39 protein-coding genes are annotated in these 25,056 nt (G+C 58.9%); 15 read left to right on the top strand and 24 right to left on the bottom strand.

Annotation, left to right across the window (positions count from 1 at the left end):
- Window positions 1-17 precede the first annotated feature (17 nt).
- The 15 genes from AB6K10_RS09670 to AB6K10_RS09600 all read right to left on the bottom strand — a co-directional run bounded on the left by AB6K10_RS09670 (window position 18) and on the right by AB6K10_RS09600 (window position 11,263).
- A complete protein-coding gene (locus tag AB6K10_RS09670; RefSeq protein ID WP_339118566.1) occupies window positions 18-416 on the bottom strand; it encodes a hypothetical protein in 399 nt (132 codons plus the stop codon).
- Window positions 413-1,015, bottom strand: coding sequence for a phage tail protein (locus AB6K10_RS09665; RefSeq protein ID WP_339118565.1), 603 nt, complete (start codon window positions 1,013-1,015; stop codon window positions 413-415). The genes AB6K10_RS09670 and AB6K10_RS09665 overlap by 4 nt, the downstream gene beginning before the upstream one ends.
- Before the next feature lie 12 nt (window positions 1,016-1,027).
- Window positions 1,028-1,327: a hypothetical protein gene (locus tag AB6K10_RS09660; protein WP_339118564.1), complete on the bottom strand. Its 300-nt coding sequence runs from the start codon at window positions 1,325-1,327 to the stop codon at window positions 1,028-1,030.
- Window positions 1,327-1,605 (bottom strand): hypothetical protein, encoded by a 279-nt coding sequence (locus AB6K10_RS09655; protein ID WP_339118563.1) that lies wholly within the window; start codon window positions 1,603-1,605, stop codon window positions 1,327-1,329. Before AB6K10_RS09655 ends, AB6K10_RS09660 begins: the two co-directional genes overlap by 1 nt.
- A 68-nt stretch (window positions 1,606-1,673) precedes the next feature.
- Window positions 1,674-2,705, bottom strand: a complete 1,032-nt coding sequence (locus AB6K10_RS09650) for a major capsid protein (protein ID WP_339118562.1) — start codon at window positions 2,703-2,705, stop codon at window positions 1,674-1,676.
- A gap of 57 nt (window positions 2,706-2,762) precedes the next feature.
- Window positions 2,763-3,116 carry a head decoration protein gene (locus tag AB6K10_RS09645; protein WP_339118561.1) on the bottom strand — a complete coding sequence of 118 codons (354 nt, stop codon included), beginning with the start codon at window positions 3,114-3,116 and terminating at the stop codon, window positions 2,763-2,765.
- A 61-nt stretch (window positions 3,117-3,177) separates the two neighbouring features.
- Complete coding sequence (locus AB6K10_RS09640; RefSeq protein ID WP_339118560.1) at window positions 3,178-4,416, bottom strand: S49 family peptidase; 1,239 nt, start codon at window positions 4,414-4,416, stop codon at window positions 3,178-3,180.
- A gap of 15 nt (window positions 4,417-4,431) precedes the next feature.
- Window positions 4,432-6,069 carry a phage portal protein gene (locus AB6K10_RS09635; RefSeq protein WP_339118559.1) on the bottom strand — a complete coding sequence of 546 codons (1,638 nt, stop codon included), beginning with the start codon at window positions 6,067-6,069 and terminating at the stop codon, window positions 4,432-4,434.
- 2 nt (window positions 6,070-6,071) lie between these two features.
- Window positions 6,072-6,293 carry a hypothetical protein gene (locus tag AB6K10_RS09630; protein ID WP_339118558.1) on the bottom strand — a complete coding sequence of 74 codons (222 nt, stop codon included), beginning with the start codon at window positions 6,291-6,293 and terminating at the stop codon, window positions 6,072-6,074.
- Complete coding sequence (locus AB6K10_RS09625; RefSeq protein ID WP_339118557.1) at window positions 6,290-8,215, bottom strand: terminase gpA endonuclease subunit; 1,926 nt, start codon at window positions 8,213-8,215, stop codon at window positions 6,290-6,292. Before AB6K10_RS09625 ends, AB6K10_RS09630 begins: the two co-directional genes overlap by 4 nt.
- The gene (locus tag AB6K10_RS09620) at window positions 8,181-8,738 is read right to left on the bottom strand and encodes a terminase small subunit (protein WP_339118556.1); all 558 of its coding nucleotides are present in this window, start codon (window positions 8,736-8,738) and stop codon (window positions 8,181-8,183) included. The genes AB6K10_RS09625 and AB6K10_RS09620 overlap by 35 nt, the downstream gene beginning before the upstream one ends.
- A gap of 123 nt (window positions 8,739-8,861) precedes the next feature.
- Window positions 8,862-9,806 (bottom strand): HNH endonuclease, encoded by a 945-nt coding sequence (locus AB6K10_RS09615; protein ID WP_368473618.1) that lies wholly within the window; start codon window positions 9,804-9,806, stop codon window positions 8,862-8,864.
- A gap of 159 nt (window positions 9,807-9,965) precedes the next feature.
- Window positions 9,966-10,388 (bottom strand): hypothetical protein, encoded by a 423-nt coding sequence (locus AB6K10_RS09610; protein WP_339118555.1) that lies wholly within the window; start codon window positions 10,386-10,388, stop codon window positions 9,966-9,968.
- Window positions 10,385-10,735: a phage holin, lambda family gene (locus AB6K10_RS09605; RefSeq protein ID WP_082051396.1), complete on the bottom strand. Its 351-nt coding sequence runs from the start codon at window positions 10,733-10,735 to the stop codon at window positions 10,385-10,387. Before AB6K10_RS09605 ends, AB6K10_RS09610 begins: the two co-directional genes overlap by 4 nt.
- A gap of 27 nt (window positions 10,736-10,762) precedes the next feature.
- Window positions 10,763-11,263, bottom strand: a complete 501-nt coding sequence (locus AB6K10_RS09600; protein WP_339118554.1) for an N-acetylmuramoyl-L-alanine amidase — start codon at window positions 11,261-11,263, stop codon at window positions 10,763-10,765.
- 255 nt (window positions 11,264-11,518) lie between these two features.
- Between AB6K10_RS09600 and AB6K10_RS09595 the strand changes: the two genes are divergently transcribed.
- Window positions 11,519-11,977 (top strand): hypothetical protein, encoded by a 459-nt coding sequence (locus AB6K10_RS09595; protein WP_339118553.1) that lies wholly within the window; start codon window positions 11,519-11,521, stop codon window positions 11,975-11,977.
- Between the two features lie 218 nt (window positions 11,978-12,195).
- Here AB6K10_RS09595 and AB6K10_RS09590 read toward each other — a convergent pair whose 3' ends face one another.
- The 9 genes from AB6K10_RS09590 to AB6K10_RS09550 form a co-directional block, all read right to left on the bottom strand.
- On the bottom strand, window positions 12,196-12,732 hold the full coding sequence (locus tag AB6K10_RS09590; protein WP_339118552.1) for a hypothetical protein: 537 nt from the start codon (window positions 12,730-12,732) through the stop codon (window positions 12,196-12,198).
- 20 nt (window positions 12,733-12,752) lie between these two features.
- Entirely contained in the window at window positions 12,753-13,274 is a 522-nt protein-coding gene (locus AB6K10_RS09585) for a VRR-NUC domain-containing protein (protein ID WP_339118551.1), read from the bottom strand.
- Window positions 13,271-13,531: a hypothetical protein gene (locus AB6K10_RS09580; RefSeq protein WP_339118550.1), complete on the bottom strand. Its 261-nt coding sequence runs from the start codon at window positions 13,529-13,531 to the stop codon at window positions 13,271-13,273. The genes AB6K10_RS09585 and AB6K10_RS09580 overlap by 4 nt, the downstream gene beginning before the upstream one ends.
- A 456-nt stretch (window positions 13,532-13,987) precedes the next feature.
- Window positions 13,988-14,299: a hypothetical protein gene (locus tag AB6K10_RS09575; protein WP_368473617.1), complete on the bottom strand. Its 312-nt coding sequence runs from the start codon at window positions 14,297-14,299 to the stop codon at window positions 13,988-13,990.
- A gap of 210 nt (window positions 14,300-14,509) precedes the next feature.
- Entirely contained in the window at window positions 14,510-15,325 is an 816-nt protein-coding gene (locus tag AB6K10_RS09570; protein WP_339118548.1) for a hypothetical protein, read from the bottom strand.
- Window positions 15,322-15,639, bottom strand: a complete 318-nt coding sequence (locus AB6K10_RS09565) for a hypothetical protein (RefSeq protein WP_339118547.1) — start codon at window positions 15,637-15,639, stop codon at window positions 15,322-15,324. Before AB6K10_RS09565 ends, AB6K10_RS09570 begins: the two co-directional genes overlap by 4 nt.
- Before the next feature lie 2 nt (window positions 15,640-15,641).
- The gene (locus AB6K10_RS09560) at window positions 15,642-16,274 is read right to left on the bottom strand and encodes a replication protein P (RefSeq protein ID WP_339118546.1); all 633 of its coding nucleotides are present in this window, start codon (window positions 16,272-16,274) and stop codon (window positions 15,642-15,644) included.
- Between the two features lies 1 nt (window position 16,275).
- Window positions 16,276-17,220 (bottom strand): helix-turn-helix domain-containing protein, encoded by a 945-nt coding sequence (locus AB6K10_RS09555; RefSeq protein ID WP_339118545.1) that lies wholly within the window; start codon window positions 17,218-17,220, stop codon window positions 16,276-16,278.
- 79 nt (window positions 17,221-17,299) lie between these two features.
- Complete coding sequence (locus tag AB6K10_RS09550) at window positions 17,300-17,530, bottom strand: Cro/CI family transcriptional regulator (RefSeq protein ID WP_339118544.1); 231 nt, start codon at window positions 17,528-17,530, stop codon at window positions 17,300-17,302.
- On the opposite strand from AB6K10_RS09550, the gene AB6K10_RS09545 reads away from it, so the two are divergent.
- The 14 genes from AB6K10_RS09545 to AB6K10_RS09480 all read left to right on the top strand — a co-directional run bounded on the left by AB6K10_RS09545 (window position 17,420) and on the right by AB6K10_RS09480 (window position 25,052).
- Window positions 17,420-18,289 (top strand): XRE family transcriptional regulator, encoded by an 870-nt coding sequence (locus tag AB6K10_RS09545; protein ID WP_339118543.1) that lies wholly within the window; start codon window positions 17,420-17,422, stop codon window positions 18,287-18,289. The two genes, AB6K10_RS09550 and AB6K10_RS09545, sit on opposite strands and share 111 nt — an antisense overlap.
- Window positions 18,290-18,438: 149 nt before the next feature.
- Entirely contained in the window at window positions 18,439-18,822 is a 384-nt protein-coding gene (locus tag AB6K10_RS09540) for a LuxR C-terminal-related transcriptional regulator (protein ID WP_339118542.1), read from the top strand.
- Complete coding sequence (locus AB6K10_RS09535) at window positions 18,819-19,244, top strand: hypothetical protein (protein ID WP_339118541.1); 426 nt, start codon at window positions 18,819-18,821, stop codon at window positions 19,242-19,244. Before AB6K10_RS09540 ends, AB6K10_RS09535 begins: the two co-directional genes overlap by 4 nt.
- Window positions 19,241-19,546 carry a hypothetical protein gene (locus AB6K10_RS09530; RefSeq protein WP_339118540.1) on the top strand — a complete coding sequence of 102 codons (306 nt, stop codon included), beginning with the start codon at window positions 19,241-19,243 and terminating at the stop codon, window positions 19,544-19,546. Before AB6K10_RS09535 ends, AB6K10_RS09530 begins: the two co-directional genes overlap by 4 nt.
- Complete coding sequence (locus AB6K10_RS09525; protein ID WP_339118539.1) at window positions 19,543-19,830, top strand: hypothetical protein; 288 nt, start codon at window positions 19,543-19,545, stop codon at window positions 19,828-19,830. The genes AB6K10_RS09530 and AB6K10_RS09525 overlap by 4 nt, the downstream gene beginning before the upstream one ends.
- Window positions 19,827-20,150 (top strand): hypothetical protein, encoded by a 324-nt coding sequence (locus AB6K10_RS09520; protein WP_339118538.1) that lies wholly within the window; start codon window positions 19,827-19,829, stop codon window positions 20,148-20,150. The genes AB6K10_RS09525 and AB6K10_RS09520 overlap by 4 nt, the downstream gene beginning before the upstream one ends.
- Window positions 20,151-20,159: 9 nt before the next feature.
- On the top strand, window positions 20,160-20,411 hold the full coding sequence (locus AB6K10_RS09515; RefSeq protein ID WP_339118537.1) for a hypothetical protein: 252 nt from the start codon (window positions 20,160-20,162) through the stop codon (window positions 20,409-20,411).
- An 88-nt stretch (window positions 20,412-20,499) separates the two neighbouring features.
- Complete coding sequence (locus AB6K10_RS09510; protein WP_339118536.1) at window positions 20,500-20,739, top strand: hypothetical protein; 240 nt, start codon at window positions 20,500-20,502, stop codon at window positions 20,737-20,739.
- 1 nt (window position 20,740) lies between these two features.
- Window positions 20,741-21,694: a recombination-associated protein RdgC gene (locus tag AB6K10_RS09505; protein WP_339118535.1), complete on the top strand. Its 954-nt coding sequence runs from the start codon at window positions 20,741-20,743 to the stop codon at window positions 21,692-21,694.
- Entirely contained in the window at window positions 21,691-22,014 is a 324-nt protein-coding gene (locus AB6K10_RS09500; RefSeq protein ID WP_339118534.1) for a hypothetical protein, read from the top strand. Before AB6K10_RS09505 ends, AB6K10_RS09500 begins: the two co-directional genes overlap by 4 nt.
- Window positions 22,011-22,304, top strand: a complete 294-nt coding sequence (locus AB6K10_RS09495; protein ID WP_339118533.1) for a hypothetical protein — start codon at window positions 22,011-22,013, stop codon at window positions 22,302-22,304. The genes AB6K10_RS09500 and AB6K10_RS09495 overlap by 4 nt, the downstream gene beginning before the upstream one ends.
- On the top strand, window positions 22,301-23,893 hold the full coding sequence (locus tag AB6K10_RS09490) for a DNA cytosine methyltransferase (protein ID WP_339118532.1): 1,593 nt from the start codon (window positions 22,301-22,303) through the stop codon (window positions 23,891-23,893). Before AB6K10_RS09495 ends, AB6K10_RS09490 begins: the two co-directional genes overlap by 4 nt.
- A complete protein-coding gene (locus tag AB6K10_RS09485) occupies window positions 23,893-24,540 on the top strand; it encodes a hypothetical protein (protein ID WP_339118531.1) in 648 nt (215 codons plus the stop codon). The genes AB6K10_RS09490 and AB6K10_RS09485 overlap by 1 nt, the downstream gene beginning before the upstream one ends.
- Window positions 24,537-25,052 (top strand): hypothetical protein, encoded by a 516-nt coding sequence (locus AB6K10_RS09480; RefSeq protein WP_339118530.1) that lies wholly within the window; start codon window positions 24,537-24,539, stop codon window positions 25,050-25,052. Before AB6K10_RS09485 ends, AB6K10_RS09480 begins: the two co-directional genes overlap by 4 nt.
- Window positions 25,053-25,056: the final 4 nt, after the last annotated feature.

Genomic DNA, 25,056 nt, shown 5'->3' with positions numbered 1-25,056 from the left:
TGGTGGTGAATGGCGGGTTAGTTGCGCAGCCAGGTATCAGTGGTCCAGAACTCCCGCCACCAAATGAGCTCGCCGCGAATGTCAGTGGTTTGCCCTCCCCGGTACTGCATTGGGTTGTGCTGGGGGCTAAAGCCGTGGCCCATTAGCGCTTCGCGCAATGCTTGGCGTTGGGCTTTGAACTGGTCACGCTTGCACACCAACCACACGCCGTAGGTCAGCCGCACTTCCTGCACCGGGCGCGTGGTTTGGGCATCGCCTTTGGCGGCATCCTCAGCAAAGTAGGCCAGCGCGGCGGGGGTTTGGGCGTCAAAGTTATCAATCGGCTCGGCAAACCACGCTTCGTCTACTGTCGCCATACCTGGGCATTTGTCACGCAATAGCGCCAGTAGGTCGTCGATAATATCCGGGTCAGTCATACCAGCCCCGCCTTGCGGTTGAGGATGTAGTTCAGCCGGTCGTTAAACTGCTGGGGTAGGTCGTCACGCACTAGGTTTTGCGCGGCGTCCATGACCTGCTCATTACCTACCATTTCAGGGATTGAGGGGCCAAAGCGCATTTCTGGGGTGCTTTGGTTGTCGGTGCGGCTAGAACGCCGGAATATCTGACTCTTAGCCAGCCAACCACCCTGCACCAGCTGCCGACCGCGATCCTTACGCACCCGCACGGTGACGCCACGGCGGCGGGCCATGCTGCCCTTGCGCGGCCCGCTTTGCACCCGGCGTTTAGAACTCACCGACACCCAGCGCTCACGGGGCTTGAACTGCGCCAACGGTAAGCGCCGCCCGGCGTAGAGAATCGCCCGGCCATCGCCACGGTCTAACCGCTGAATACGCAACCGCTTACGAATATCGTCCGCGCTAATGTCGTAACGCTGGCGGGTTTCCCGGCTAATCAACGTCGACGCTTTGCGGGTGGTGGCATTGATCGACCACCGCAGCGCTTTTTCTACGTCCTTGGGGTCGAACTGCTGTTTCAGCTTTTGCAGCTCGCGCACGTCAAATTGCAGGTTGGGCATAGCGGCCTCCCCTCACGACACCCAGAGGCGTCTTACGTGTCCATCATCTTCAAGGGTCTGCTGAACTGTCCATGTTCGTGATGGCATCACAATCTGGTCACCTTGTTTGGAGCTGGGAACGTCGGCACACTGGACGCTGATCGTTGTCACGCGCATGGCAACTTGATCTTGGTCATACACCTCATGACTATCATCCTTAATCGCATGCACCCCATGCGCTGCAAACCCCGCACCTTGGTAGTCAACTGCAACACCAGCATCTGCAAAAATGTCGGGCATATCGCCCATCACTTCCTCATCAAACGCGCTCATTACTTTCTTGGCCGTTTGGTAGTCACAGGCTTGGCTGGCGAGGCATCGCCATCCGGCTGGGCGGGCGTTTGCTGCTGTTCATCATCGCCTCTTTGATCGTCGTCGCCGTCATCATCGAGCAACTCTTCCTCTGGGTCGATCACCGGCGCAATCACGCCAGAGGCCAGCAGGCGCTCTTGCTCTTCCTTATTGCGAGGCGTGAAGGGTGAGCCCTGTTTGGCGAGCACCTTTTTTCCTTCCTCAATTTGGCCTCGCACTACTAAAAATTGCTGAGACATTGCGAATACTCCCCTTTGCTGTGAGAACAAGCCCCGCGCCAAGGCGGGGCTTAGCGGTTAGCGCTGGCTTACACCACCTTGGCGTAAACGAAAGCGTCCGGCTCGTGGAAGCCGGGCAGCGGTGCGGCTTGCATCATCAGCCAGCGCACGCTGGGGTCTTCCTCAATCCAGCTTTTCGGATAGCGGGCTACATCGAACATGCCACCTTCGATGGCTCCCATGTCTTGAATTGCGCCGTACAGCATGCCGCAACGGCTGGTGGTGGGACCCATGACCAGCCCGCCTGCGGGAATCATCGGCTGCTCATTGCCTGCCGGGTCTAGGTACCACTCTTCATAGGAGTAGAGATCCAGGCCGGGGTCGTTGAGGTAACCCAGGTAGGTCACGCCATCGGGCAGCTCTTCTGGGCGAATCATGCCGAGATCAATGCGGCGCGTGTTCAGCTTCTTGATCACCGACTCGTTATCAAGGAAGGCGTCCGCCGCTTCGGCGCTCATCACTACGGCGTTCGCGGTGCGGCCACTGTCTTTTGCAATGCGGCGCTTGTACTTGCGAAGGTCGGCAATCGGATCGGCGGTGGCTTGATCCCACGTCACCGCTTCTGTGACCTGGTGAGCCGCGGCCATCTGGTAGTCGATGATGTCATCAACGCCATCACCCACAACGTGCACTTGTCCGCTAGTGAGCGCTTGGGCGGCCATCCACTCTTCACGGCGGTTGATCTGATCGTCCAGATCTTCCATATCGCGCGCCAACTGTTCGCCTGCCCGCTGCAGCGGCGTACGGCCAGAGTAGATGTGCTCCCCTGGCTGACGGTGATTCAGCAGCAGGCCTGCGCTCGTTTCCAGCTTTGGCTTGATGTAGGGCGGCGTATAGCTCCGCATCACGCTGCCGCTACGATCCACGACTTGGCCTGGGCGATTAGGGCGAACAAACGGCGCCATTTTGCGCTGCCCCTTGATGATGTCGATGTCGACATGCTTGGTGACGAAATTCACCGGGTTAGCGCCAAAGAAGGTGGTGCCGAGGAAGCGGCGGGCGCGCTTCATCTGCTCGACCGCCTCCAGCATCGTGCGTGGTTCAAATAGATCCATGGGCATGGGGGTTCTCCTGGGAATTAATGCCAGTGATGTGGGGCTAAGCCCCTGGCGGCGGTGTTAGCGAACGAAAATTGAGAGGGAGCGCAGCGCTTTGCGCACTGACGCCACGGTGTGGCCTGCGCCTAGCGTGAGTTTATCGCCGCGAACGTCGCCACAGATCAGCGCCTCGGCTTCCACATCGCCGTCAGTGGCGTCGACGGCTTCCCAGAGGATGACGCTGGGCGTTTGGCTGCCATCGGTCGCGGCGGAAGCCGAGAGAATGTATTTCTCATCAGCAGTGACTTCCCCCATCACCGCGCCAGCGGGCCGAACTTGGCCAGACGCAACGGTGATGGTCATAAAACGGCGCGGAAAATCGCCCGCCAGCAGCGCAGCGGCTTCGGGGTGTGGTGTAGTGGTCATTCCAGGCATGACGAAAACCTCGTAAAGAGTGGCGTATCAGGGGTGCGCAAAGCGGCGTGAGTGGTGCGAGTTAACCGTTCTTCCAGCGTGCAGTGATGGCATTCACGCCTTGGGCACGGTCTGACGCTTCGGTGTCTTCTTTAGGCGGCGTGGCGGTGGGTGCGCCAGCACCATCTGACTGGATCGCTTGCAGGCTAATGCCGCGGTCTTGAGCGGCTTTGAAGAGCGCTAGGCCTGTGGCCTCCACGCTTGCGCCTTCATCAATAGCGGTGGCGACTTCCTTCTCAAATCCTGCCGAGGCGAGATCCATAATGCCTTTGCAGCGCGCGCGCTCGCTTTGCGTCGCCTCAGTTCGGATTTTGTCCGTGTCGACCGCTTCCGGCTCGGCAATCTGGATGGTTTTAGGGTCGGTGCCCGCCTCGATGGCGGCCTGCAATTCCGCCGTAGTTTTAACGGTCGTCATCGTGACGCTCCTTTGTGTGCTGAAAGATGCAGTTGGTGAGCCTGCCAGTTCGGCAATCAGGCCCTCTAGTGAGCCGAGGCGGTCGGCCATACCGGCCTCCACGGCGAGTGCGCCCGTGGCGATTCCGCCCTGGCGGAAACGGTTGTTCACCTCTTCGCGTGGGATGCCGCGATTGCGGGCCACTTTGTCGAGGAATACGTTCGCCAATTCGTCGGTGCGGGCTTGAAGCTGCGCGCGGCCAGATTCGGTATCCAGATCTGGCCGCTTATTGGGCGCGTTGCTGGAGACGATCTCGTAGGTTTTCTCGCCTGCTTGGTCGTCGCGTTTGCGAATGTTCAACACCACGCCCACGCTGCCTAACTGGGCGGTGTCGTCTACCACCACCTCGTCGGCGGCGCTGGCAATCCAGTAGGCGGCACTGGCACCCATGCCGCCGACATAGGCCTTAACGGGCTTCTTGACACGGGCCTGAAAGATCATTTCCGACAGCTCGTTAATGCCTGTCGCTTCGCCGCCGGGGCTGTCGACGTCCAGCACCAGCGCTTTAACGCTGGGGTTATCGAGCGCTTCCTGAATATCAGTGGCAAGGCTGCCCGTAGACGTGGCGCCGCTGATCTCCGTCATCAGGTTGGCATGGCGGAAGATGGGGCCTGTCACCGGAATAACGGCCACGCCATCGCGCACGGCGACGTTGCGCGTGTTGTCTAGCGGGCGGCCTAGCTTGGCTTCCAGTGCCTGCACGTCGCCTTCACGCGCGGCCACCGCCATGACGGTATCCAGCGCTTCGGCGGTGATCAGCCAGGTGTGATTGGCCGCTAGCTCAAACGCGGTACGCGGCAGGGTCATGGTGTGTCTCCTGGTCTATTCGTCAGCAGTGCTGGCGGGTTCTTGTTCGTGCACTTTGCCGCCTACGTAGATGGGCACGCCCTCAGCACGTTTGCGCTGGATCTCTCGGGCGCGGTCGCGATGCACGTCTTCCCAGTCCTCGCCATGCAGCGCCATGGTTTCGATATGCTCATTACTGGTGCCATTGGCGATACGCTCGGTGGCGGCTCTGGCGTCTACTTGCTCATTCAGCGAGCCCAGCGGCTCCCCGATCCATAGCGCTCTGGTGTAAGCGCGGCGCTTGGCGGGGTCGCGGTACCCGGGCAGGTTGACGATGCCGCGCGCGACCAGCTCATCAATCACTAGCTCATAGGTGGGCTGGCAGAACTGAACCGTGAGGTGGTGGCGACGCTGCTTGATGAACTTCCAAAGCTGGTTGAAGGCAGCGCGGGCAGCTGTGTAACTGGTGCTGAAGTGCATCAGCAGTACCTCAGAGGGCATTTCTAGCGCCGCGCCCATCTCTTTCACGATGGCGACAAAGAACGGGTCAAACTGTGCGTTAGGTCGGTTTGGGTTAATGGTGACCGGCTCGGCGCCCTCTTCCAGATCCCACACGGCGCCCTCGCCTAACGTGAGGCTGTCGCCTTCACTGGGCTGCTCGCCTGAACTGGTGACCACGGGCCGGTCTGGCTTGTTGGGGTCGTCGCTGTCATCGCTCCACATAGGGCCACCGGCTGACATATCAGGATCGTCGGTGGCGGTGTGCTTGATGGCCACGGTAAACATGGCGCTGATCACGGCAGCGGTAAGCTCGGCCTGAGAGAAACGCTCCAGCTTTTGCAGGGCTTCTAAAATGGGCGCCAGATAAGGCACGCCACGCACTTGGCCAGGGCGGCCTTTCTCATTCATCAGATGCAGAATGCGGCGGCGGCCGGTTTGCGCCCCGAAAATGGGGTACCAGTCCCACTCCTGCGGCGTGGTGTAGTCGCTGGGGTAGCCGCTACACACGCGCACATGCGTGGGCTTGCCGAGCCGATCAACACGAACACCGTCACTTTCCGTGGGGGTATCTGTCAGCGGGTTGCCAACGCGCTCGGCTTCAATAAGCTGCAGTTTTGTGCCAAACAGGCAGCCTGGGCGCTGATCGTCTGGTGTCATGGCGAGCACGTCACCGCTGACGAGTGCGCTGATAAACGCCAGCCGTTGGAGCATGTAAAAATCTAGCCCGGCTTCTACGTCGCATTCATTAGGGTCTTCTGCCCACAACCGAAAGCCACGCGCCAGCTCATCGTTCAGCTTATCCGCGGCGTCGTCATCCAGCCCTAGCGCATCGCCGTCGACGTTGGGGCGAACGGTTAGGCCCATGCCCACCACGTTAGTGGCAGTGCGGGTGACAGCAGCACGCGCCAGCATATGGTTTCGGTAGGCATCACGCGTACGGCTAATCAGCATTTCCCGCTCACCTGTCGGCGTGTCTTGGCGGGGGCTGCCTAATCCAGGTAGCCAGCTGAGCATGGAGCGAATCATGCGGCTTGCGCCACGGTGGCGGGTTTCGCTGCCGCTATTGGCCCGCGTACGGCCTTGCGCGCTCGCTAAGCGCTCAAACTCTTGGCGCATCACCTCTTCACGCTTTTGCTCTGCGGCGTTGCCTTTTGAGCGGCCAAATAGCTTCATGATTAAAACCCAATGTAGCGAATGCGATGACGACCACCTGAGGCGGTAGTGGCTCTCTCTTTGGCGGCTAGCCGCTCGAAGCGCTCTTCCATCTTGTACAGCGTGGGCAGGTCTGCCCGGGTGTATTGCCGATCACCAAATCGCCATGACTGCGAGCCGCTCAGGATCTTGTCGATAGCCGTGCGCACCTTAGTGAGGCGCTCGGTATAGGTTTCCGTGGTCATAAGCTGCTCTTAGTGGCCACGCGGGAACGCTTGCGCTTAGGTCGCGGCGCCAGCGTGGCGGGATCGTTGAGGTCTAGGCCAAAGCGCTGCTGGCAAATGCGTAGCGCGGCAAGGGCGTACACGAAGCAGTCGAGCGCTTCGTTTCGGCGGCCGCCGGCATCCCAGCGGTAAACGCGCCGGCCCTTTTCGATTTTGGCCACTTTGATTTCAGCCGTTAGCTGCTTGATCTCGTCTTCATCACAGATGAGATCGTTAGACGGCAGGTGTACGCAGCCGGGCACAGCCATGCCGGGTTGGGGCTGCAGCTTCAGGCGGTTGTAGATGGTTTCTTTGGCGTTGTCGGTGCCCACTTCCGTGAGGAAGACGCCCTTTGCGGTTTTCTTGCGCGGCATGTTGGCAATCGGCTTGCCGTACTTATTGGCGCCCTTGATGGGAATCACCCAGTACGGCCCTTGCTGCTTGCTCATGGCGTACACCTCATCGGTGTAGTGGCCGCCTGAGTCCCAGCACCAGCGCATCACCGGCATCCAGTTGCCATCGGTGCGCTGGTAGCCCTGGTGCAGCTTGTGGGCGACTTTACGCTTTAGCTCGGGGCCTGCTGGGTCGCCATAGATGATCCAGCGGTCTATCAGCCAACACTCTTCGTCCTTACCCCAGCCCCATACGCGGCCTTCATAGCGGTCATCTTGGGTATCAATGCCACCGGTGAGCGCCACCACCCTGTCGGGCACCTGCGGGTAAACTTCCCGCCTGCCGTAGATAGCTTCCCATTCCAGCTTTTCGCCTAGCTCGTCTTCCCAGGTTTCGCCTAGCGTGGTGTTGACGAACGTTTTTAACTTGGAGGGCGACCCTTTGGCCTTGAGGAAGTCGCGCACAATGCGCTCCCAAGTAGTAAAGGGGCTTAGCACTGTCCAGAGGTAGAACGTGATGCTGTCCGGCGTTGGGATCGGCTCATGTAGTGCGCTAAACCAATCGATGCCGTCTCGGGTCCATATCCCTGTTTCAGAGCAGACCCAAACGCCATCTTTAATGCTGTGCTCTCGGCTTTCGTCCTGCAGCTCATGCTGCTTGATCATGCAGCCATTGTGCTCGCAGAGGTAAAACGCAGTTTCCGGCTTGCCTTCATCCCACTTGATGCCAAAGCCTGCATCCTGCCCGCCCCACTTGAGTATTTGTTCCTCTCCACAATGAGGGCACGGCACATGGAAGTTGAGCGTGTGCGGTGACTCTTCGGCAGCGGCTTCGATTTGGCACTGGCCGCGCACCTTGGGCGTTGAACCTCGAATCGACTTCGGGAAGGTGGAGCCTTCTAGGCGCTTATCCCCCAGCGTGGTGGGCGAACCTTCTTTCTCGATGTCTTCATCAAAGGCGGCTAGCTCGTCATAAATCACTACGTCTACCGACTTTTCACGGTAGTTACGCGCGGCTTTGCCCCCATGCACGAACACTTGCTTGCCGTTGGCAAAACGCTTGGCACTGAGGGTGTTGTCCCGGTGTTTCATGCCATGCCAGGGCGCTAGCTCTAACACCACTGGCACGTCACGCACCATGGTTTCTAGGTGCGTTTTCATGAACGATTCCGCGTCAGTGTCGGTAGGGCTGAACGTCAGGATGTTGCGCTTTTTGTGCTCCAACAGGTAACCGGCGGCGGCAAGCAGCATCTTGGTGTAGCCAAGGCGCGCCGACTTGACCACGTTGACGGTGCGGATCTCGTCGTTACCCATCGCATTGAGGATGGCAACCTGAAACGGCAGCGTGGTCCAGCGCCCTTCGTGATAGCTCGACTCAGACGATAGATAGAAGTTTTGGTCTGCCCACTCCACCGCTGTCAGTGGCTCTGGCCGATAAAGCGCCAACAGTCCCTGCCGTACCGAGCGCCGCCACTCTTTAAGCTGTTGTGTCGAAACTATCGCAGTAGTCATCCAGCAGCTCCGGCAACATATTATCGAGCCCGCTGGCTTGGTTACGGGCGCGTGCTAGCTCCCGCATCAGGGTGTCTAGGTGTCGAGTCTCTAGGTCTGGGTGCTTGCGCTTCATGGTTAGCGGTAGCGTGTCGAGAATGGCAGCGATCTCTGCCGCGACCTTTGAAAGCGTGAAGATGGCGAACTCGCTGGGCACTACTTTGCGCGCGGCCAATTCGTTCTTCTGCTGCTGGCCAATGCGGCGCTCTTTGGTCAGCAGGTACTCTTCCTGCTCGCGCTTGTGATCGAGCAGCGGATCAAAGTCAATCCCGTCATCAGGTTGCGATGATTGTTGTTTCGCTTCCACTTCCGCCAGCTTCGAATCCAGTACTGAGCGGCAATCGAAATAGACGCTTCTGCCTATCTTCGCTACGGGCTTAATGCCCCATTTATCAAAGGCTTGAACGCTAATCCCTAGGCTGGCCGCCATCTGGCTTTTGTTCAGCCAGTAGGGCTCGGGCGATGGCTGTCTGCTGGCTGACATCTAAACAACAACCTCGCCTTAGAAAATTCTCATAAATAGCCGAATTCTGCGGCTATGTTCCCCCGTACTTTGCATGCGCCTGCCCAGGAGGACCCGCCGTTTTTTTGCACCAAAAATGTGCATTTAGCCATCAGGGGTAGGCCATTGATCCGATTTGCCAAGATTGCAGGATCGGCACAGAAGCTGTGTATTCTCTTTTGAGTGTTGGCCACCCTTGCTGAGAGGCCGGATATGATCCAGCTCAGGCGCAGCGTTCGCTGTGGTCCCGCGTAACACCTCAGGGGTCGGAACGTTGCATAATGCGCATTCCCAACCATCACGCTCAAAAACTTCAAAGGGATCAAATGCACCAAATGCCTTACGCCCTGCTCGCTCACTCGCTCTGCGGGCAGCCTTCGCCTTACGCTTTAATGACTGACTGGCTGCAACGGCACACTGATCAGAGCATAGCCGCGACTTATTCCCGTACAGGCGTGAAAAAATACAACCACACTGCTGGCAATGGATCGGCTTTCGGCGTTGGCTCTTTTTAACTTCCAGCTTTTTTGACCTAGCTCGACCAACTTCTAAGCGGCAGGATATAGAGCACAGCTTGACGCCTCTGCGTGAGGCAAAACGCTTTCTACAATGTTCGCAATTATGAAAAGTAATTCGGGTATGCGGCCCTGCACGCAGAGGGCTATAAGCTCCAGAGCAAGATCGGCTGCAGAATGTCTCGCCTTCACCTTTAGGTCGCTTAGTGAAATAGCTTTTCTGGCAGTGCTTACATTTGTAGGGACCGCGTCCCTCAGAGCTTGGCCGCGTACCATTGGCACACCGCCTACTGCAATATAGCTTCGAGAGCGCTTCAAAAGGCCTGAGGCTAAATGTTTTCGCGCACGCGTGGCACGACCAGTCAACACGCTTCTTTTTTCGGCCTTTGATGCCAGATGTCTTTTGCTTGTCTCGTTGTTGCCGCTGAAGGTCTCGGCACTGCTTGGAACAATAGACACGCCTGCGGCCTCTCGACGGCTGAACAAGGGTAGCGCTGCAAGCAATGCAGCACCCTGCTGACTGTTCTTTGCTCATACGACTTATAGCCCCTAGCTATCGTCACCTTTGCCGCTCTGGATAATATCAGCAACCGCCGCCCGGTCCGCATTGAACCGACGGCGTAACGCCTCATACTCAGCGAGCAGCAACAGCAAGCCACGCTGGCTGGATAGCAGTCGCTCAGGCGCGGGTAGCTCACTGGTTAGGTGTGTGGGTACCGTCGGGCAGTCGCACAGAACCACGGGCGCTGGGCTGCTGGAGCTCGCGCAGCCAGTCAGTAATACCAGTAGGCAGGTCACCATCCAGCCATTCACGCGCCTCAGCATCAGTCTCTCCCAGTGATTGGAGCGCCGCCGTGCTGGCGCGTATATCGTCAGCAATGATGGTTAGCGCTCTATCTCGCTCGGCAAGCGCATCGTTCAGCGTTTGGATCTGCTGGCGCTGGAACTGCTGGTGGCGCTTGAGTATCTCTGCGCGGTCGTTCGCATGCTCGGCCTGCATCTCTGCACGGTCGCGCTCAGCTGCCACCCGCTGTGTGTACTGATACTGGAATGCAGACAGGCCTATCAGCACCGCTAACAGCCAGGGCGTGACACCACCTAGCAAGCGGCCAATCATTTTAGCCACCTGCCGATGATCTTCTCGTATAGCGCGTCGATGCGGTCACGCACCCACTCAACGCCTAAGAACGCGATAGCTGCGCCTATAGCGATTGCCATATCTTGCGGCATGCCCAGGTACGCTAGCAGCGGCATTAACGCCAACGTAAGAAACCCGCACAGCACCGCTTCCAGTAAACTCTTCATGGGTCGGCCTCCTGCGTGGATGGCGCGCACCAAAGCAATCAGCATTGCAAGACCCGCCGCGTAGATTTGAGGCCACAGGCTAAGCACTACGTTTAACAGCGCCTGCCAGTTGTTAGGGTCTCGGTTGGGCATTGCGTCAGGCTCTTTATTTGAGTGCATGTTGGCCACCTCAGCGGCCGATAGTGTTCAAACAGGGGTGGTGTCTACTTCATCAATCCAGTGACCGTGCCACTGCGCGGGCTTATCTGCCCAGTAGTCGTTATGCAATGCATCACGGTAGGCGCGCCAATCGAAGCACGGGCAGCCTCGGCTCTCATGCCCAGGGAAACCGTTGTGCCCCATGATGACCGCCTGCGGGTAGCGTTGGTGTAGCTCAGTCAGTAGCGCGCGCAGTGTGTCCCACTGGGGCTGTGTGAAATTGTTCTCCGGCGTCTTAGCGTCAGCCGCCACGCCGCCCACTAAACATATGCCAACGTTGCCGGTGTTATAGCCGCCCACATGAGCGCCTGTCTGGCTCTCGGGTCGACCGCGCTCTAGCGTGCCGTCACGACGAATAACGTAGTGGTAACCCACGTCGCGCCAGCCTCTGCCCTGCGGCTTAGGGTCTGTATGCCAGCGGCGTATCTCATCCACGCCAATGTCCATGCTGGCCGTGGTAGCGGCGGCATGCAGTGTGAGATAGCGCATGGATGCCTCGAAGAAAAGGGCCCGGCACGACGGGGCAAGGCGCACCAGGTGGCACGCAATGGGAACAGCGGAAAGCAAAAAGCCCCGCTGGGTGACCAGCAGGGCTTTTGGTGTGGGGTGGCTTAAGCGCGTAGCTTGCGCAGCCTAGAGATAAGAGTGCATCAAACCCGACACTTTGGCAACGGAACAATGAAAAAAACTTGAAACGGAAACTTAGTTTCCATATAATGAATTCATCAACCGGGGAGAACAGACATGAAACTACTTCACACCAGCCCACGCGAAATCACCGAAATCAACTCCTTCGGCCGTTTTGGCGAGTTCCTGTTCTTTGCCGATGAAGCCTACGTCATGACCGCTGGTGAGCACGTTACTTACAGCATCGAGATTGAAGAAGACGCCATCATTGAAGCTGGCCAGCTGTTCTATCACGACGATGCAGAGAAGCTGAACACCCTGGTTGCCGAGCTTGCTGAAAAGCTGAACATCGACGAAGACGACGCCGAAGCCCTGATCGATGAAAGCAAAAGCATCTGGGATATGGATTTAGACATCGAGCCCGAGGATATGGCCGACGCGAGCTGGGACGTTCAAGTTTTCACCGCTCGCGCTGCTCAGATCCTCGGCTACCGCGCCGTACAAGTCGAAGACGAGCAAGGTGCCTCCTACATGGTCAGCATGATGGGCCGCGAAGCGGATCTGGTGAAAGCATGATAGATGCTCGAGTAAACTACACTCCGGAAAAAGCAGGCGAGCTAATCAGACAAGCCGAGAAAGCGGCGGGCAGCAAAACAGTGCTTGCAGAAAGAGTCGGAATGACCAGGCAGTATCTAAACGCCATTCTCAGGGGTGATAAAAAGATGAGCTATGGCTTACAAGTAATGCTCGAATGCATCGGAAATGAACAGCCCCGCCAATAGCGGGGCTAGACCTCAAGCCGCCTGCACCTCTCCTTGCGCCAGCCATTCCCACAACCGCTGGCGGGCGCGCTTACCTGCTACCTGCAAAGCCTCCACGCTCTCAAAATGCCGCACCCCCTCATGCAGCCCCAGGCAACGCAGCAACTCTCCCTGGCGCTCCACCATTTGCCGTGCGGTCACCATCCACTGGCTGGCGCCCATTTTCTCCGGACGCACGCGGGCAGCCTGTAGCAGCATCGCAGCGGCTTGGCGCTTGGGTAACTGGTCCAGCATCAGCGCGCAGGCTTTGTGCCACTGGCTCTCAGGGTGATAACGTAATGCGGCCAGCATTGCTTGATCGCTACGCCCACCGCCGCCAGGCATTTCACCCATTCGCGCTGTAGGGCTAAACGGCTGATAACCGGCGTTCTGGTGCCGGTAGTCCAACTGCAGCTCTAGCATGGTATCGATGATCCGCACCACCGCCGCATCACGCGCTTTCTCGTCGCGCTGAGCCGCTTCAATCACACGCCAAGGGTTGGCTACCCGTTTCCACTCATCAAATTGCATCACTCTCCCCTTAAGCCGCGTCATTTTCCTTTTCTCCACTCGGTACCGCTTTTCAAATGTACTCGGGCCGTATAGTGGTGAGTGCTGCGCACCAGCGCCGCATACTCTCTCAACACCGCCTTAGCCTCATCGAGCCCCACCGCAAGCACTGCGCAGTAACCGCGGTCATAAGCGAGCGCCAGCCAATCATGCTGACTCTGCGCCAGCGCTGCCGTATGCGGCGGCGAGGCTTTGAATTCCATGTACAGCCCAAACCAACCCCCTCGGGCATCCATTACCACCAGATCGCTCACGCCAGCCTTGGCCCCCTGCCTCTTCATCGCCGCGCCAGCTTTATAGCTACGCACGCCGCCATTGGGTACGTGATAGGTCACGTCATGCAGTTGCCCAACAGCGGTACCGCGCTTCTGCTCACCCAGCAGCCAACGGATAAGCACGGCTTGCTCTTTGCCCTCCCAATCAACAGGCCGCTTACGCAGTGAGCCATCCGCATTAGTTGCGCGTGGGCGACGCTTGCAGGCAGGTAGTCCGCGAACGGTCATAGGTCGAGCTCCTGATTTTTATCCCACACAGCAAAGCGGCGGGCGATTTGATCAAGCGAGGCTGCCGCTACAGGGTCAGTGGCTAAGCGCCCCAGGCTTTCCACGTCGCACTGCTCCTCGATCCAGCGGCGGGCGGTGTAATGGCTGTGAGGCCACCCGCTATCCAGCGCATCGATAGTATCCAGCCATTCACAAAAGCGGTTATCGTCTGCCAGCGCCTTGGCGTGGTCTTCTATCGGGTGTACGTTCTCAGTCATGCTGGCCTCGCTGGCGCAAAACAGCATTGCACCAACCACCGCACGACTTACCCTCACTCCCGGGTTTATGGCATGTGAAACGCCCCCTATCCTTAACGGCCTGGCTAAAATCGCGCTGAGTGTGAAGCGCCTTGCTCGCATCAGTACCCTTCCGAGCTGCGCAGCCGTCACACATCGGCACCGAGTCTCTTAGCGCCTCATCTAGCTCACTAGCTGATAAAGAGCGAACGGAAAGAGGCTCGTAGCTCAAGCAGGTAATGCCCGCTCCCGGATCAGTCACCCAGCCACCCTCAGGCCATGCGCCACCCTCTTTCATTTCAATCATGCCCTCTACAACATCACAGCCCGGAAAATGGCGACACGACTCACATAACATCGCCACGGCCTCACGCCACATATAAGGGCTAGGCACGATAGGTTTACGCTCAGCACTCGCTTGCTTATCGGTCGCAATCATCACACCGCACCCCCTACCACCCGATCATTCAACCGCTGCTGCCGCTCCCAACGTTGGTAGTCGGCAATCACGCGCTCCAGCATCGCCCGCGCTTGGTCGTTATGGTCCATCTCTGCACGGCTCTGGATGCCACAGGCCTTCCGCAGCCACCGAGTAGCGCCAGCGGCTTTATATGTACCGTTCGGAAACTCTTGGTACTCGAGCGCGTTCTTAGCGCGCCAGCGATAATCCAGATACAGCCAAAAGCGCGGGTTTTGGCACAGCATCGCGGCTTTACGGGCGTTAAGTCCTCCTTTTTTCACCTTATCCATCATGCTGTTCCTTCTTCCAGCTGGAGAGCTCAGTTCTCGTCGCGGGAGGCGGCGGTGGTGTGCGAAACGGCGGCTTGTGAGGGTTGAGGTTGGCAGGCTCCCCTTGGTCATCCAGCCCCTTAGCGCTACTGCAAAAGGCCAGCACTGCGCAGCCCACCGTTAGGACGACGCCCGAAAGGACGCCGAGCAGGTACCACGTCATGCCATCCATCATGATTTACCCCCAAGCGCCACTAGCTGCTGTGCCGTTTCCATGAGCCAGTGGAGATCACGCCACGCGTCTGGCTCACCTGCGGCATAAGCCTGCTTTGCCTGCGCCATCAACGTGGCGTTCATGGCCGCGCAGCGGTTCAGAAGGTCATCGCTTATACGGTCAGTGCCGAAGATGCTGCGGGTGATCTCTTTAACTTGCTCATCAACAAAGCGCTGCTTTGCCTGGGCAATCTCTTCAGTGGTGAAATTGCGGCTTTCTACGTGCTGTAGCTGCTCGGGCGAGGCTTGGATGCGACTCTGAGCACTGGCCTCCTGCCGCTCTTCCGATGCAATCTCGACTGCCTGAGACGCTGACGACCACAACGCCCCTTCCCCCTCAACAGTCGGCAGCCATGCCTCATCACCAAACACAACCAGCCCTCGCTTCTTTAGGGCCAGTAGCACGTCAACGATCCGTGCCTTTTGCTGGCTGTTCGCGGCATTCATGCCCACATGCACGATGGTGGTCTTAGCCCCTCGGCGAGTCTGGCGGTGCTCGTCGCAGATCAGCGTTAACACCTGGCGCTCTACGTTACTCAGCGGCACGGCGGGCAGTTCACACTCCCCTTGCGTGGTGAGGCGGTAACCCTTGATCGTGCGGCTCACAAACTGCTGGTCGCACAGCTCGTCACAGGCAACGCGCACTTGATGCAGCGATACGGGCAACTTATGGGCATGGGCCAGCGCGGTGAGGTGTTGGGCATCACAGGACGCCGAACGCGCCAGCAGGCGTAGGACGATGTTCTGGTGATCGATGGGTTTTAGGATGCTCACGACGCCACCCCCTCAGCCGCCGCTAACGCCCGGCCCTTCTCCGTTAGCTGCAGCTTTTGCCGAGCGGGCTTGTCTGCCGTCATGCCGGCCACTTCGATATTGCCCAGATCGAGCAGCTCACGGCAGCGGCCGCAGACGCTCGACAGAGGCAGCCCGGTAGCAGTTGCCAGTTCGTTACGCGTCATCGCAATGCCACCGCTGACCAGTGCCGCGATAATCACGCCTTGCGAGCTCTTCATGCGGCCGGAACGGCGATGCTCTTGAAACGCGGCGTGTTTCACTTCATTGCCGCTCGGTTGAAATGCGGTATTCATGGTTAACGACCTCCCAGGGCAGCGCGTAGCGAGCGCATCCCTTGCTCTGAATTCATACGGGGCGGCATGCCCGCCGCTTCGGCTTGGCGCTGTGCGGCTTCGCGGCTGACGCGCTCTGCCAATTCGGCGCGGCTCAATTGGCTGTCGTGGCCGATCAGAGTGCGCGCTTGCAGCTGCTCGCCTGCCATCACCCGGTTAACCAGCGCCGCGTACTCGGTGCGGAACGTGCGCTCCAGCTTGCTGGTGTGGGTACCACTGCTGCCGTGGGTCAGATCCCACCAGCCCACGGCAGCGCCTGCCATGCGCACCGCCTCATGGCTCCAGCGGTGGAGGCTGGGCTGGTTAGCATTCGCCACCATCTCGCGCCACGCCTCCCCCTCACTGGGCAAGCCCATGTCTTCCGGCTTCGGCTGGCACATCGCGGCAAACGCCAGGGGCGTGGGTGGCCATGCTTCGGTACCGGCGCGCACGGCTTCTTGGATCTGCTGGCGCACACGGCGCAAACCGATACCCAACTGAGCTGGAGCGAGGAACTGCAGCTCTGCCAGCCATGCGCCGGTTTCATCGAACACGCCCCACTGGCTAGCGAATTTGGAGCCGTACAGCTCGCCCAAGGTGTTGAACAGTTCGTCCACGTCAGCCGCCGTAACCGTGGGCTGGCTGCCATTCGCCGTCGAATGTGTCTCCCGCGCCTGCTGGCGCTCGGCCTTCGGCGGCGGCTCGCGCCTCTTGAGCGGTGAGACGACGTTTTGGAGTGCTGCTGCGGCGGTTTGCATGGGCGTTGCCTCCGGTGGTGGTCAGGGCGGTTTGCTGACGCTTGGCGTTCTCGGCTACCCAGCGCACAAAGCGGCGGGTCCAATCGGCTTGGGTGTGGGTTCGGGTAGGCTGTGCGGCGAAGTGCTCGCGGAAATCCAGCAGTGCATCGTGAACGTTTGCATCCGGTGCCAGCCCACGCTGCCAGCACGCAGTGGCGTAGGTTTCCGGCTCCGGCTCCCATTCGAGATGCATGGCGGTTGTGCGGGGCTGGCTGAGATCGTCGGCAGCGGGCTCGCCGTCGTCGGCTTGCTGGGCGGCACGCTCAAACACGTTTTGCGGGAAATGCGAATCGCGCTCGCCAGAGTGAGTGGGGGTTAGAGTCATACTGGTAGAGTCAAGGGGTGACACGGGTGACACCCTCCCCCTGTCACCGGTGACACCCTCCCCTGTCAAATTGTCACCCTCAGAGGGTGTCAGGTTGTCACCCTCCCCCTCGCAGCCAGATATAGAAGGGGTGTCAGATTGACACCCTACAAACAGGCCATCGACGGCCAAGAAATACAGGTTGCTCATCTGCCTGCCGTTCTTCGCCTGACGGGTTTCGACTCTGACTAAGCCATGCTTTTCAAGCAGATCGATAGCGCGCTGAACACTGCGTACCGAGCAGCCCATTTCCAGCGCCATGGTGTTGATAGACGGCCAGCTAGCGTGCTGCTCGTCGGCATAGTCCGCTAGCAGCATAAGCGCCAGCCGTGCAGGGGCTTTTACTGAGTCAGGCAGTGTCTTGAGCGACTGACGCGCCCAGTGCATGGCGTGGAGACTCATACAACACCCCCAAACACTGTACGCACAAACAGACCAGCGCTAAGGGCTGTGCCGTTATGCGTGGCTGCATATACTGGAATCATTGAGACTCCACCTCGTCAGCGGCTGGCTGAACAAATACAGACGGGCACAGTTGAGCAGCAGTGAACTTGCCTTCCGTTAACTTTTCGGCTCGAAGAGCCACAGCAGGAGACATGCCATGCTTTCCACGCACCCAGTTGGAAACAGCCCCCTGGTTGACGTTGAGAGCCTCTGCGGTTTGGTTTTGCCCGCCAAAATGGCTAACAAGGCTTTTGAATACGGTGTCCATCGGTCGCCCTCTTATGCGAATGCTCATAGAATAGACCATGCGCAAACTCATTTGCAACGCTATGAGGGCGCGCATAATAATTCAGGCATGGAACTCAAAGACCGAATCAGGCTGGCACGCAAGCAGGCAAAGCTGAGTCAAGTACAAGCAGCCGAAAAAGCGGGCATCGACCAAGCCACCATTTCAAACCTGGAGCGCGGTAGGCACCACAGCTCCACGCATCTGCTGAAAATCGCGGACGCTTTAGGCGTGAGTTACCGCTGGCTCACCACAGGCCTAGGCGATATGCACGGCGTGGAAGACGAGCGAGCAAGCTATATAATAAATACAAGCCCTACGGCGCAGCCTATCAGGCACTACAAGTACCCGGTTGTATCAGGCGTGCAAGCAGGGAAGTTCGGAGAATGCGTTGTGCCCTATCCCTCAGGCATGGAAGAACGCCACGAGATAACCGACTATGCAGCCAAAGGCTCGGCGTTCTGGCTGGAGGTGACTGGCGACTCAATGACAGCACCCCCAGGGGTTTCACCCAGCATTCCAGAAGGATCTCTGGTGCTCGTAGACACGGGCATAGAGCCAACACCAGGACGCCTAGTGGTTGCCCAGCTCGATGAGAGCAACGAAGCCACATTTAAAAAGCTCATCATCGACGGTGGGCAGAAGTACCTAAAGGCGCTCAATCCCGCCTACCCCCTCATTCCTATCAACGGCAACTGTCGTATTATTGGCGTGGCCGTTAAGTCTCAAATGACGCTGTAATCACGCCTGTTAATTTTTTCTACCGCTAAGTAGCCCGCCACTTGGCGGTTTTTTTGTGCCCTCATAAAAAATATGAGCTTTCGCATTGACAGATATTATGAGCCTTCGCATACTTCAATTCATAACACATGAGTTGCAAGGGGAAAGCAATGCAAATCACACAAGGCAATTGGCAAGCCACCATCAACCCAGAGCGTGGCAGCTTAGGTCTTACCCGCACTCAAGCGGTAGATCTCATGCTGCTGGCGGCAGGCAACACCTACAAAGAGATTGCTAAAGCCACTGGTCGCTCTCCTGACACCGTTAACGGCAGCCTCAAGAAGGCCTACCACAAGCTGAGCGTTTACAAGGCCGCTGGCGCGGTTGCCGAAGCCATGCGCCGTGGCTGGATAGCGCCGCTACTCGTCGCGCTCATGATTAGCGTGGTCAACAGCGATGCGGACGCCCTACGCCATCGCCAGCCCACCCGCCACCGCCAGCCAGTGGCCGCTAGCAAGCTAGCGCGCCGCGATGCAGGGAGTGTGTACGCATGAAACCGCGCATCTTGAAAAAGCTCAGCAAAAAAGCTCACGCCATATTTGCCGCCAGTCCGCGCCGCGATTTTCAGAGCGATGCCAAGCGCGTATGGATTGATGACGAGTTTGCAACTGATTGGGCGCGTCAGGCCGGAAGCTCTGAAAGCGGAAAAAAAGAGCGACTACATCGCCAAGGAAAGGTGAGTGTCAATCACGTACCAAGTATTGGTGGTGAGTACGACTCCTATGCAGGTGAAGGAACAGATTTTTACCCCCTATATGAGTGGGCTGCCAACTACGTGCTTATGTCTTCAATGCAATGGGAAGATTTTGATGATATGGGCGAATGCGGTTGGCCAGAGAGCAACATCAAGGGCCGACTAACAGGTAAGAAGGTCATCGAGCGCCTGCGTGAAGCCGCTCAGGAGCTAGACGCATGACCCCCTCTATCGCTCAAACCGTGGTGGCTGTGTTTACAGCCAGCAATCTCAAAACCGCGTTCATGTTTCAGGTGCAGCAAGCCCAGGAGCTAGCGCTGGCCGTCAACCTGCAGCGCAAGTACGCGGTGCAATTTGAGATCTCCCAGCACGGCATCTTCTGCGATAGCTGGCTGGCCACGCGCAACGCCCAGCACGAAAGCCACCGCCAGTTCGCGTGCTTCTACACCCAACCCAGCGCACAGACGCAGATCAACGCCATCCTGCGGCACCTGGAGGCGTTGCTACAGGAAGGTGGCCAATGAAACACGTCGCCAGCATCCGCTTCATCGTCCAGCGCTGGCGCGAACTGGCCATGCGCGACGGCTACACCGACCACACCACCGTGGTTTACGCCGAGCCCGTGGTAGACGGCTGGCTGCCCGCGTTCACCGCGCCCAACGGCACCCAGATCGTCGCCCGAATGAGCGCCCCGTTTCCCAATGAGCGCGCCGCCCGGAACAGCCTGCGCGACCTGCTCCAGCAGGCCCACGACGCCGGACGCATCAATCTCAACGAACACCCTGCTGCACAGGAGCAAGCCGCATGAGCACTCAACGCACCAACACCAAGTGGGCCATCGGCCTCGCGGCCGTTATCGGCGCCATGGGCATGCTGGCCGAGGGCGAAGCCGAAGACGCGCAGCGCGACGTGCTGGCGTACTGCGAAGGCGTGGCCGTGTTTGCCGCCGAGCAGGCGCGCGGCGTGCCGCTCGAGAACCGCGTCGGACACCGCGATTGGGACGACACGATCAACGTTGAGGAGCAATGCCCAGGCATGAAGCCCGCCCTCCCCGCGCTGGACGACTACGCGCCCGCTCAGTACGCGATGCCGACCACTGTTCCCGTTAACCAGCTTGTTCAGTTTTAGGAGGCCACCATGCCAACCGTCAGCGTAGATGTAGACGTAGATCTGGACGACTTCGACACCGACGACCTTTTGGAAGAGCTGAAAAGCCGCGGGCTTAACCACAACGGGGTGGGGCTTGAGGAGGGGTATTGCCCCATTGAATGCAAAAGCACGGGTCAGCTTGCAGAAGCTCTTTTTGAAGCCCGGCGTAATGGCAACGATCAACGTGCCCTGGAGCTGGTAGACCGCCTCATTTACGCAGCCCTCGGCCGAATCATTTAGGTGCCCGCATGATCGATCAAGCCGCCTTCGACCGAATTTTCAAACAGCCAGCGCCCGCTAAGGGCGATGACCAGAAAGGTGACACCAAATGAGCGAAGCAATGCCCGAATGGCCCGACAACCTGACGCGACAGCAGGCCATCAGCTTGCTGGATTCAATCACCGATCAAGAGGATCCGTACTGGGAAAACATCGTAGAGGACTTCTACCACGAAGAAACCGACACGATGCCCAGCGTTTTTCACCTCTTTGCCGCGCTCGGAATCACTAAAGACGAGTACATCGCTGCTACTGGCGCTCAAAACGTCAACTGGCCGGGAGATAAATAACATGTGGTTCAAACACCTACACCTCTACCGCCTGCACGACGTGCAACTCCTCAGCCCCGAGCAAACCGCCACGGTGCTGGCAGAGCATGCCGCCAAGCCCCTGGGCAACGCCGACGCCCGCCGCATTGGCTGGACAGCGCCAGCGGGCCGCATGGGCGGCGGCCAACTGCTCCACACCTTGCAGAACGATGCTCACCGCCTGATCAGCGCCTTGCGCCAAGAGCGCCTGCTGCCCGCCTCGGTCATCAGAGAGGAAGTCGAAGAACGGGTGGCCGAGATCGAGGCCACCGAGGGCCGCAAGGTCACTCGCAAAGAGAAAACCGCGCTCAAGGAACAGATCACCGAAGATCTGCTGCCCCGCGCTTTCGTGCGCAGCCAGAAAATAGACCTCTGGTGGGACACTGAGCGCAACCTGATCGGTGTGAACGCTAGCAGCCGATCACGCGCTGAAGACGTGCTGGACCTGCTGCGCGAAACCTTGGGGAGCTTGAAGGTCACACCGCTGACCAGCCAAACCCTGCCCATCCGCGCCATGACCACGTGGCTAGGTGATGCGTCCTCGCGCCCTGCCGATCTCCAGCTAGGCGACAACGTCTCGCTGAAAGCCAAGGGCGACGATGGCGTTGTGCGGGCACGTCAGGTGGATCTCGACAGCGACGAAATGCAGCAACTGCTCGAAAGTGGCCGGCAAGCGTCACAGCTCGCGCTCAGCATCGAAGGCCAGCTCTCTTTCATCTTGCATGACGACCTAGCGCTAAAGTCGTTGCGCTTCGGTGATGCACTGATTGAAGAAGCCGATCACGCCGACGATGGCGACGATGCCCTAGCTCGCTTTGAAACAGACTTCGTCTTGATGGCAGGAAGCCTGCGCCAGAACGTCGAGCGCCTACTCGAATGGCTGGGCGGTGAGGTAGAGCGCCAGCCAGCAGCTGATAAATGCGGGGTGCTGTCATGAGCTACGAAGCATGGCGTATCAGCTTCCAGAACAGTGAGCAGGCCGCGCGCGCGGCCTATGACCAACTGCAAGCCGCTTTAAGCAGGGCTGGCGTATGGCTCCCTATTGAGCAGGCGAACAAAGACAGTCAGGCCATGCTGCTCTACTCAGAAGAATTTATTTGCCTCGATTTCAACCCTGAAGGCGTGATCGAGGGTTACTGGCAAGACGACGAGGGCTGGATTGGCGCGGTGTGGAATGGCTGCCATGACCAGTGGACCGCACAGCCAGTGCAACCCACTCATTTCATGCCAAAACCAACATTCAAGGTCACACCATGAGCGCGATCAATGTCAACGACCCAGCCAACGGCGAAAGCGTCAGCCTCAGCGAGCTAGGCCGTCGTTATGGAATCTCTCCCGCTTGTCTCTCGCGTCGGTACCACCGCGGCGATCGCGGCCAAAAGCTGATCGGTCAGGTCAGCCGCGAAGAACTGGCCAGAGCCAAAGCTGCGGAATACCGCGAAAGCCTTGTGCGCCAGCACCGGATTGTCGAATTCAACACCGCCGCGCTCTCGCTGCCGCTAAAGCATATTGCGCAGGCCAGCAAAATGGTGGGAGGTGCATCGTGAGCAACCTCAACCTCTTCGGCCATGAACTGGTCGTCGATAACTTCGCTGGTGGCGGTGGTGCGAGCGAAGGCATCGAGCAGGCGTTAGGTCGTTCAGTCGATCTGGCCATCAACCACGACGCCAGCGCCATCGCCGTGCACACCGCAAACCACCCTGGCAGTGAGCACGCCGTGGCCGACGTGTGGGACATTGACCCCGAGCAGGCCACCAACGGCATGCCCGTAGGGCTGGCGTGGTTCTCTCCTGACTGCCGACACCACAGCAAGGCCAAGGGCGGGCGCCCGGTCTCAAAGAGCGTGCGCGGCCTCGCCTGGGTCGCGGCGCGCTGGGCGGCAAAAGTGAAGCCCCGCGTTATCGTGCTGGAAAACGTCGAGGAGTTTCTCGACTGGGGTCCGCTGATCAAAGACTCGGACGGCAAAACGCGACCCTGCCCCAAGCGGAAGGGCCAGACGTTTAACGGGTTCGTGCGCGCACTGCGTCGCCACGGCTACCAGGTAGACTGGCGGATCCTGCGCGCCTGCGACTACGGCGCGCCCACCATCCGTAAGCGCCTATTTCTGATTGCCCGCCGTGACGGCCTGCCCATCGCGTGGCCGAAGCCGACGCACGCAGACCCAAAACTGCCCGCCATGCAGCGGCGCAACTTGAAGCCATGGCGCACCGCTGCCGAGTGTATCGACTGGTCGTTGCCCTGCCCTTCGATTTTCGGCCGAAAGAAACCGCTGGCCACCGCCACGCTAAACCGCATTGCCAAAGGCGTGATGCGCTTCGTTGTGGAGCACCAGCAGCCGTTTATAGTGAAGCTTAATCACACGGCGGCTTACTACACGCCGTTTCGTGGGCAGTCGCTACTGGAGCCGCTGCAAACCATAACCACCACACCGGGCTATGCGCTGGTATCTCCGCATATCACTAAGTTTCGGACAGGCGCGGTCGGTCATGAGCTTTCGATGCCGCTGCATACCATCACGGCAAATGGCAACGCTGAAGGCTCCAAGGCGCGCCCCGGTGGCTCCACGCCTCTTGGCATCGTGACCGCCTTCCTAGCCAAGCACTACACCGGCGTTGTCGGTGCGGATCTGCGCGACCCGTTACCCACGGTCACCACCACCGACCATAACGCCCTGGTCAGCGCCTTCATGATCAATATGAAAGGCAGCCAGCGCAGCGCCAAAGATGCCCGGGAACCGCTGACGACGATCTGCGCCAGCACCACGCACGCCTATCTAACGGCGGCATTCCTGGCGCCCTACTACGGCAGTGGATCTGGTGAGACAGGCCGCGACATTCGCCAGCCAGCGCCTACGGTCACGACGAAAGACCGCCTCCAGCTGGTAACGGTCATGATCGACGGTGAGCAGTACGCCATCGTGGATATTGGCATGCGCATGCTACAGCCGCATGAGCTGGCCAAAGCGCAGGGTTTCCCCTACCACTACCAGTTTGCCGAGATCGACGGCAAGCCGCTGGCCAAGCACAAGCAAGTACGCCTGATCGGCAACAGCGTCTGCCCGCCGCTTGCCCGGGCCATCGTAGAAGCCAACTTCACACACGAACAGCGGTTCATGCCGCTAAGCGAGGTCGCGTAATGGCTATGGATCAACAGTACACCGATGCGCTGAAAGAACTGGAAGAAGTGAAAGCGCAGCGTGACGAATACCGCAACCACCTAGCCGTCATCGCTGACATGACCGGCAACAAGGGCGATATTGGCGCAGCGCATGAAGGGGTGAATGCGGTGATCGAAGAGCTCGCCGCGCGCTTAAAGCTCATCGAGTTTCTGAATCAGCAGAACACCATGCTGCAAGAGCAGAACGATACTCTGGCAGCGCATATGAAGGAGCTTTCTTCAAACGCCTTAGCCTTGGCTGCTGCTTGCGAAAACAAAGCCGACCTACCCCTTCATAAATGGGCAGTGAAATGCGCAATGCTGGTAAGTCGAGTTCAGGCGTCAGTTAATGAATTGCCGTCCACCAGCCTTACCCGCCGCGACGCTCTAAAGCAGGAGGAAGCGCTGAGCAGGCTTGGCCACTTATTGCAGGAGACGCATTTCGATAAAGCGCCAAACGTTGCCCGCGTGGTAATGCAAGTTAATGACGCTATTAATCGGGTTAAGCAGGAAGTCAGACCGCTTCGATTGACAGCATCGGCTGATAACGACTCACACTCTGATTGTGAAATGGAATGCGGCGCCTATGGCACGTACTGCAAATGTAAAGCCGAGGGCCACCAATGACCCAACCCACCCACACCCACCGCGAGAGCGGTGGGAAGTTTGCCGAGCTGCAGCAGCACATGGGCACCGGGCCTCTGCTGGAAGGGCATTGGCTGATCGTTTACGAAGACCTCGACAAGGGTGTTCAGAGCGTCACGACGCAAGACGATTGGTTGAGTCACTGGCGCCCGCTCCTTGCCGACGACTGCCCCGTGTGTCTGGCCAGCGGTCACGACCACATCAAGGGCAACAAAGACCGCCCCTGTGGGCACTGTTACGGGCTGGGCAAGGTACGTGTCGACGGCGAAGCCGCTACCGATCTATGGGAACTCGCCACGGTGGCCACCGACATCATCCACAGCCAACGCGCTCATATCGCCCAACTGAGCGCCATTGCAGAGAACCCCGCCGTTCAAGCGCTGCTCGATCAGCAGCGCCAGCAAGCAATAGACGACAGCACGGCACGCCAAGAGCAGAAATGGCGAGACGGTAACGGCCACGGCCCCGGTGGCCAGCGGTATACAGGAGACTAACGAC

Source organism: Halomonas sp. BMC6 (assembly GCF_964204995.1).
Classification (GTDB): Bacteria; Pseudomonadota; Gammaproteobacteria; order Pseudomonadales; family Halomonadaceae; genus Vreelandella.
This window is presented reverse-complemented; position numbering and strand designations above follow the sequence as displayed.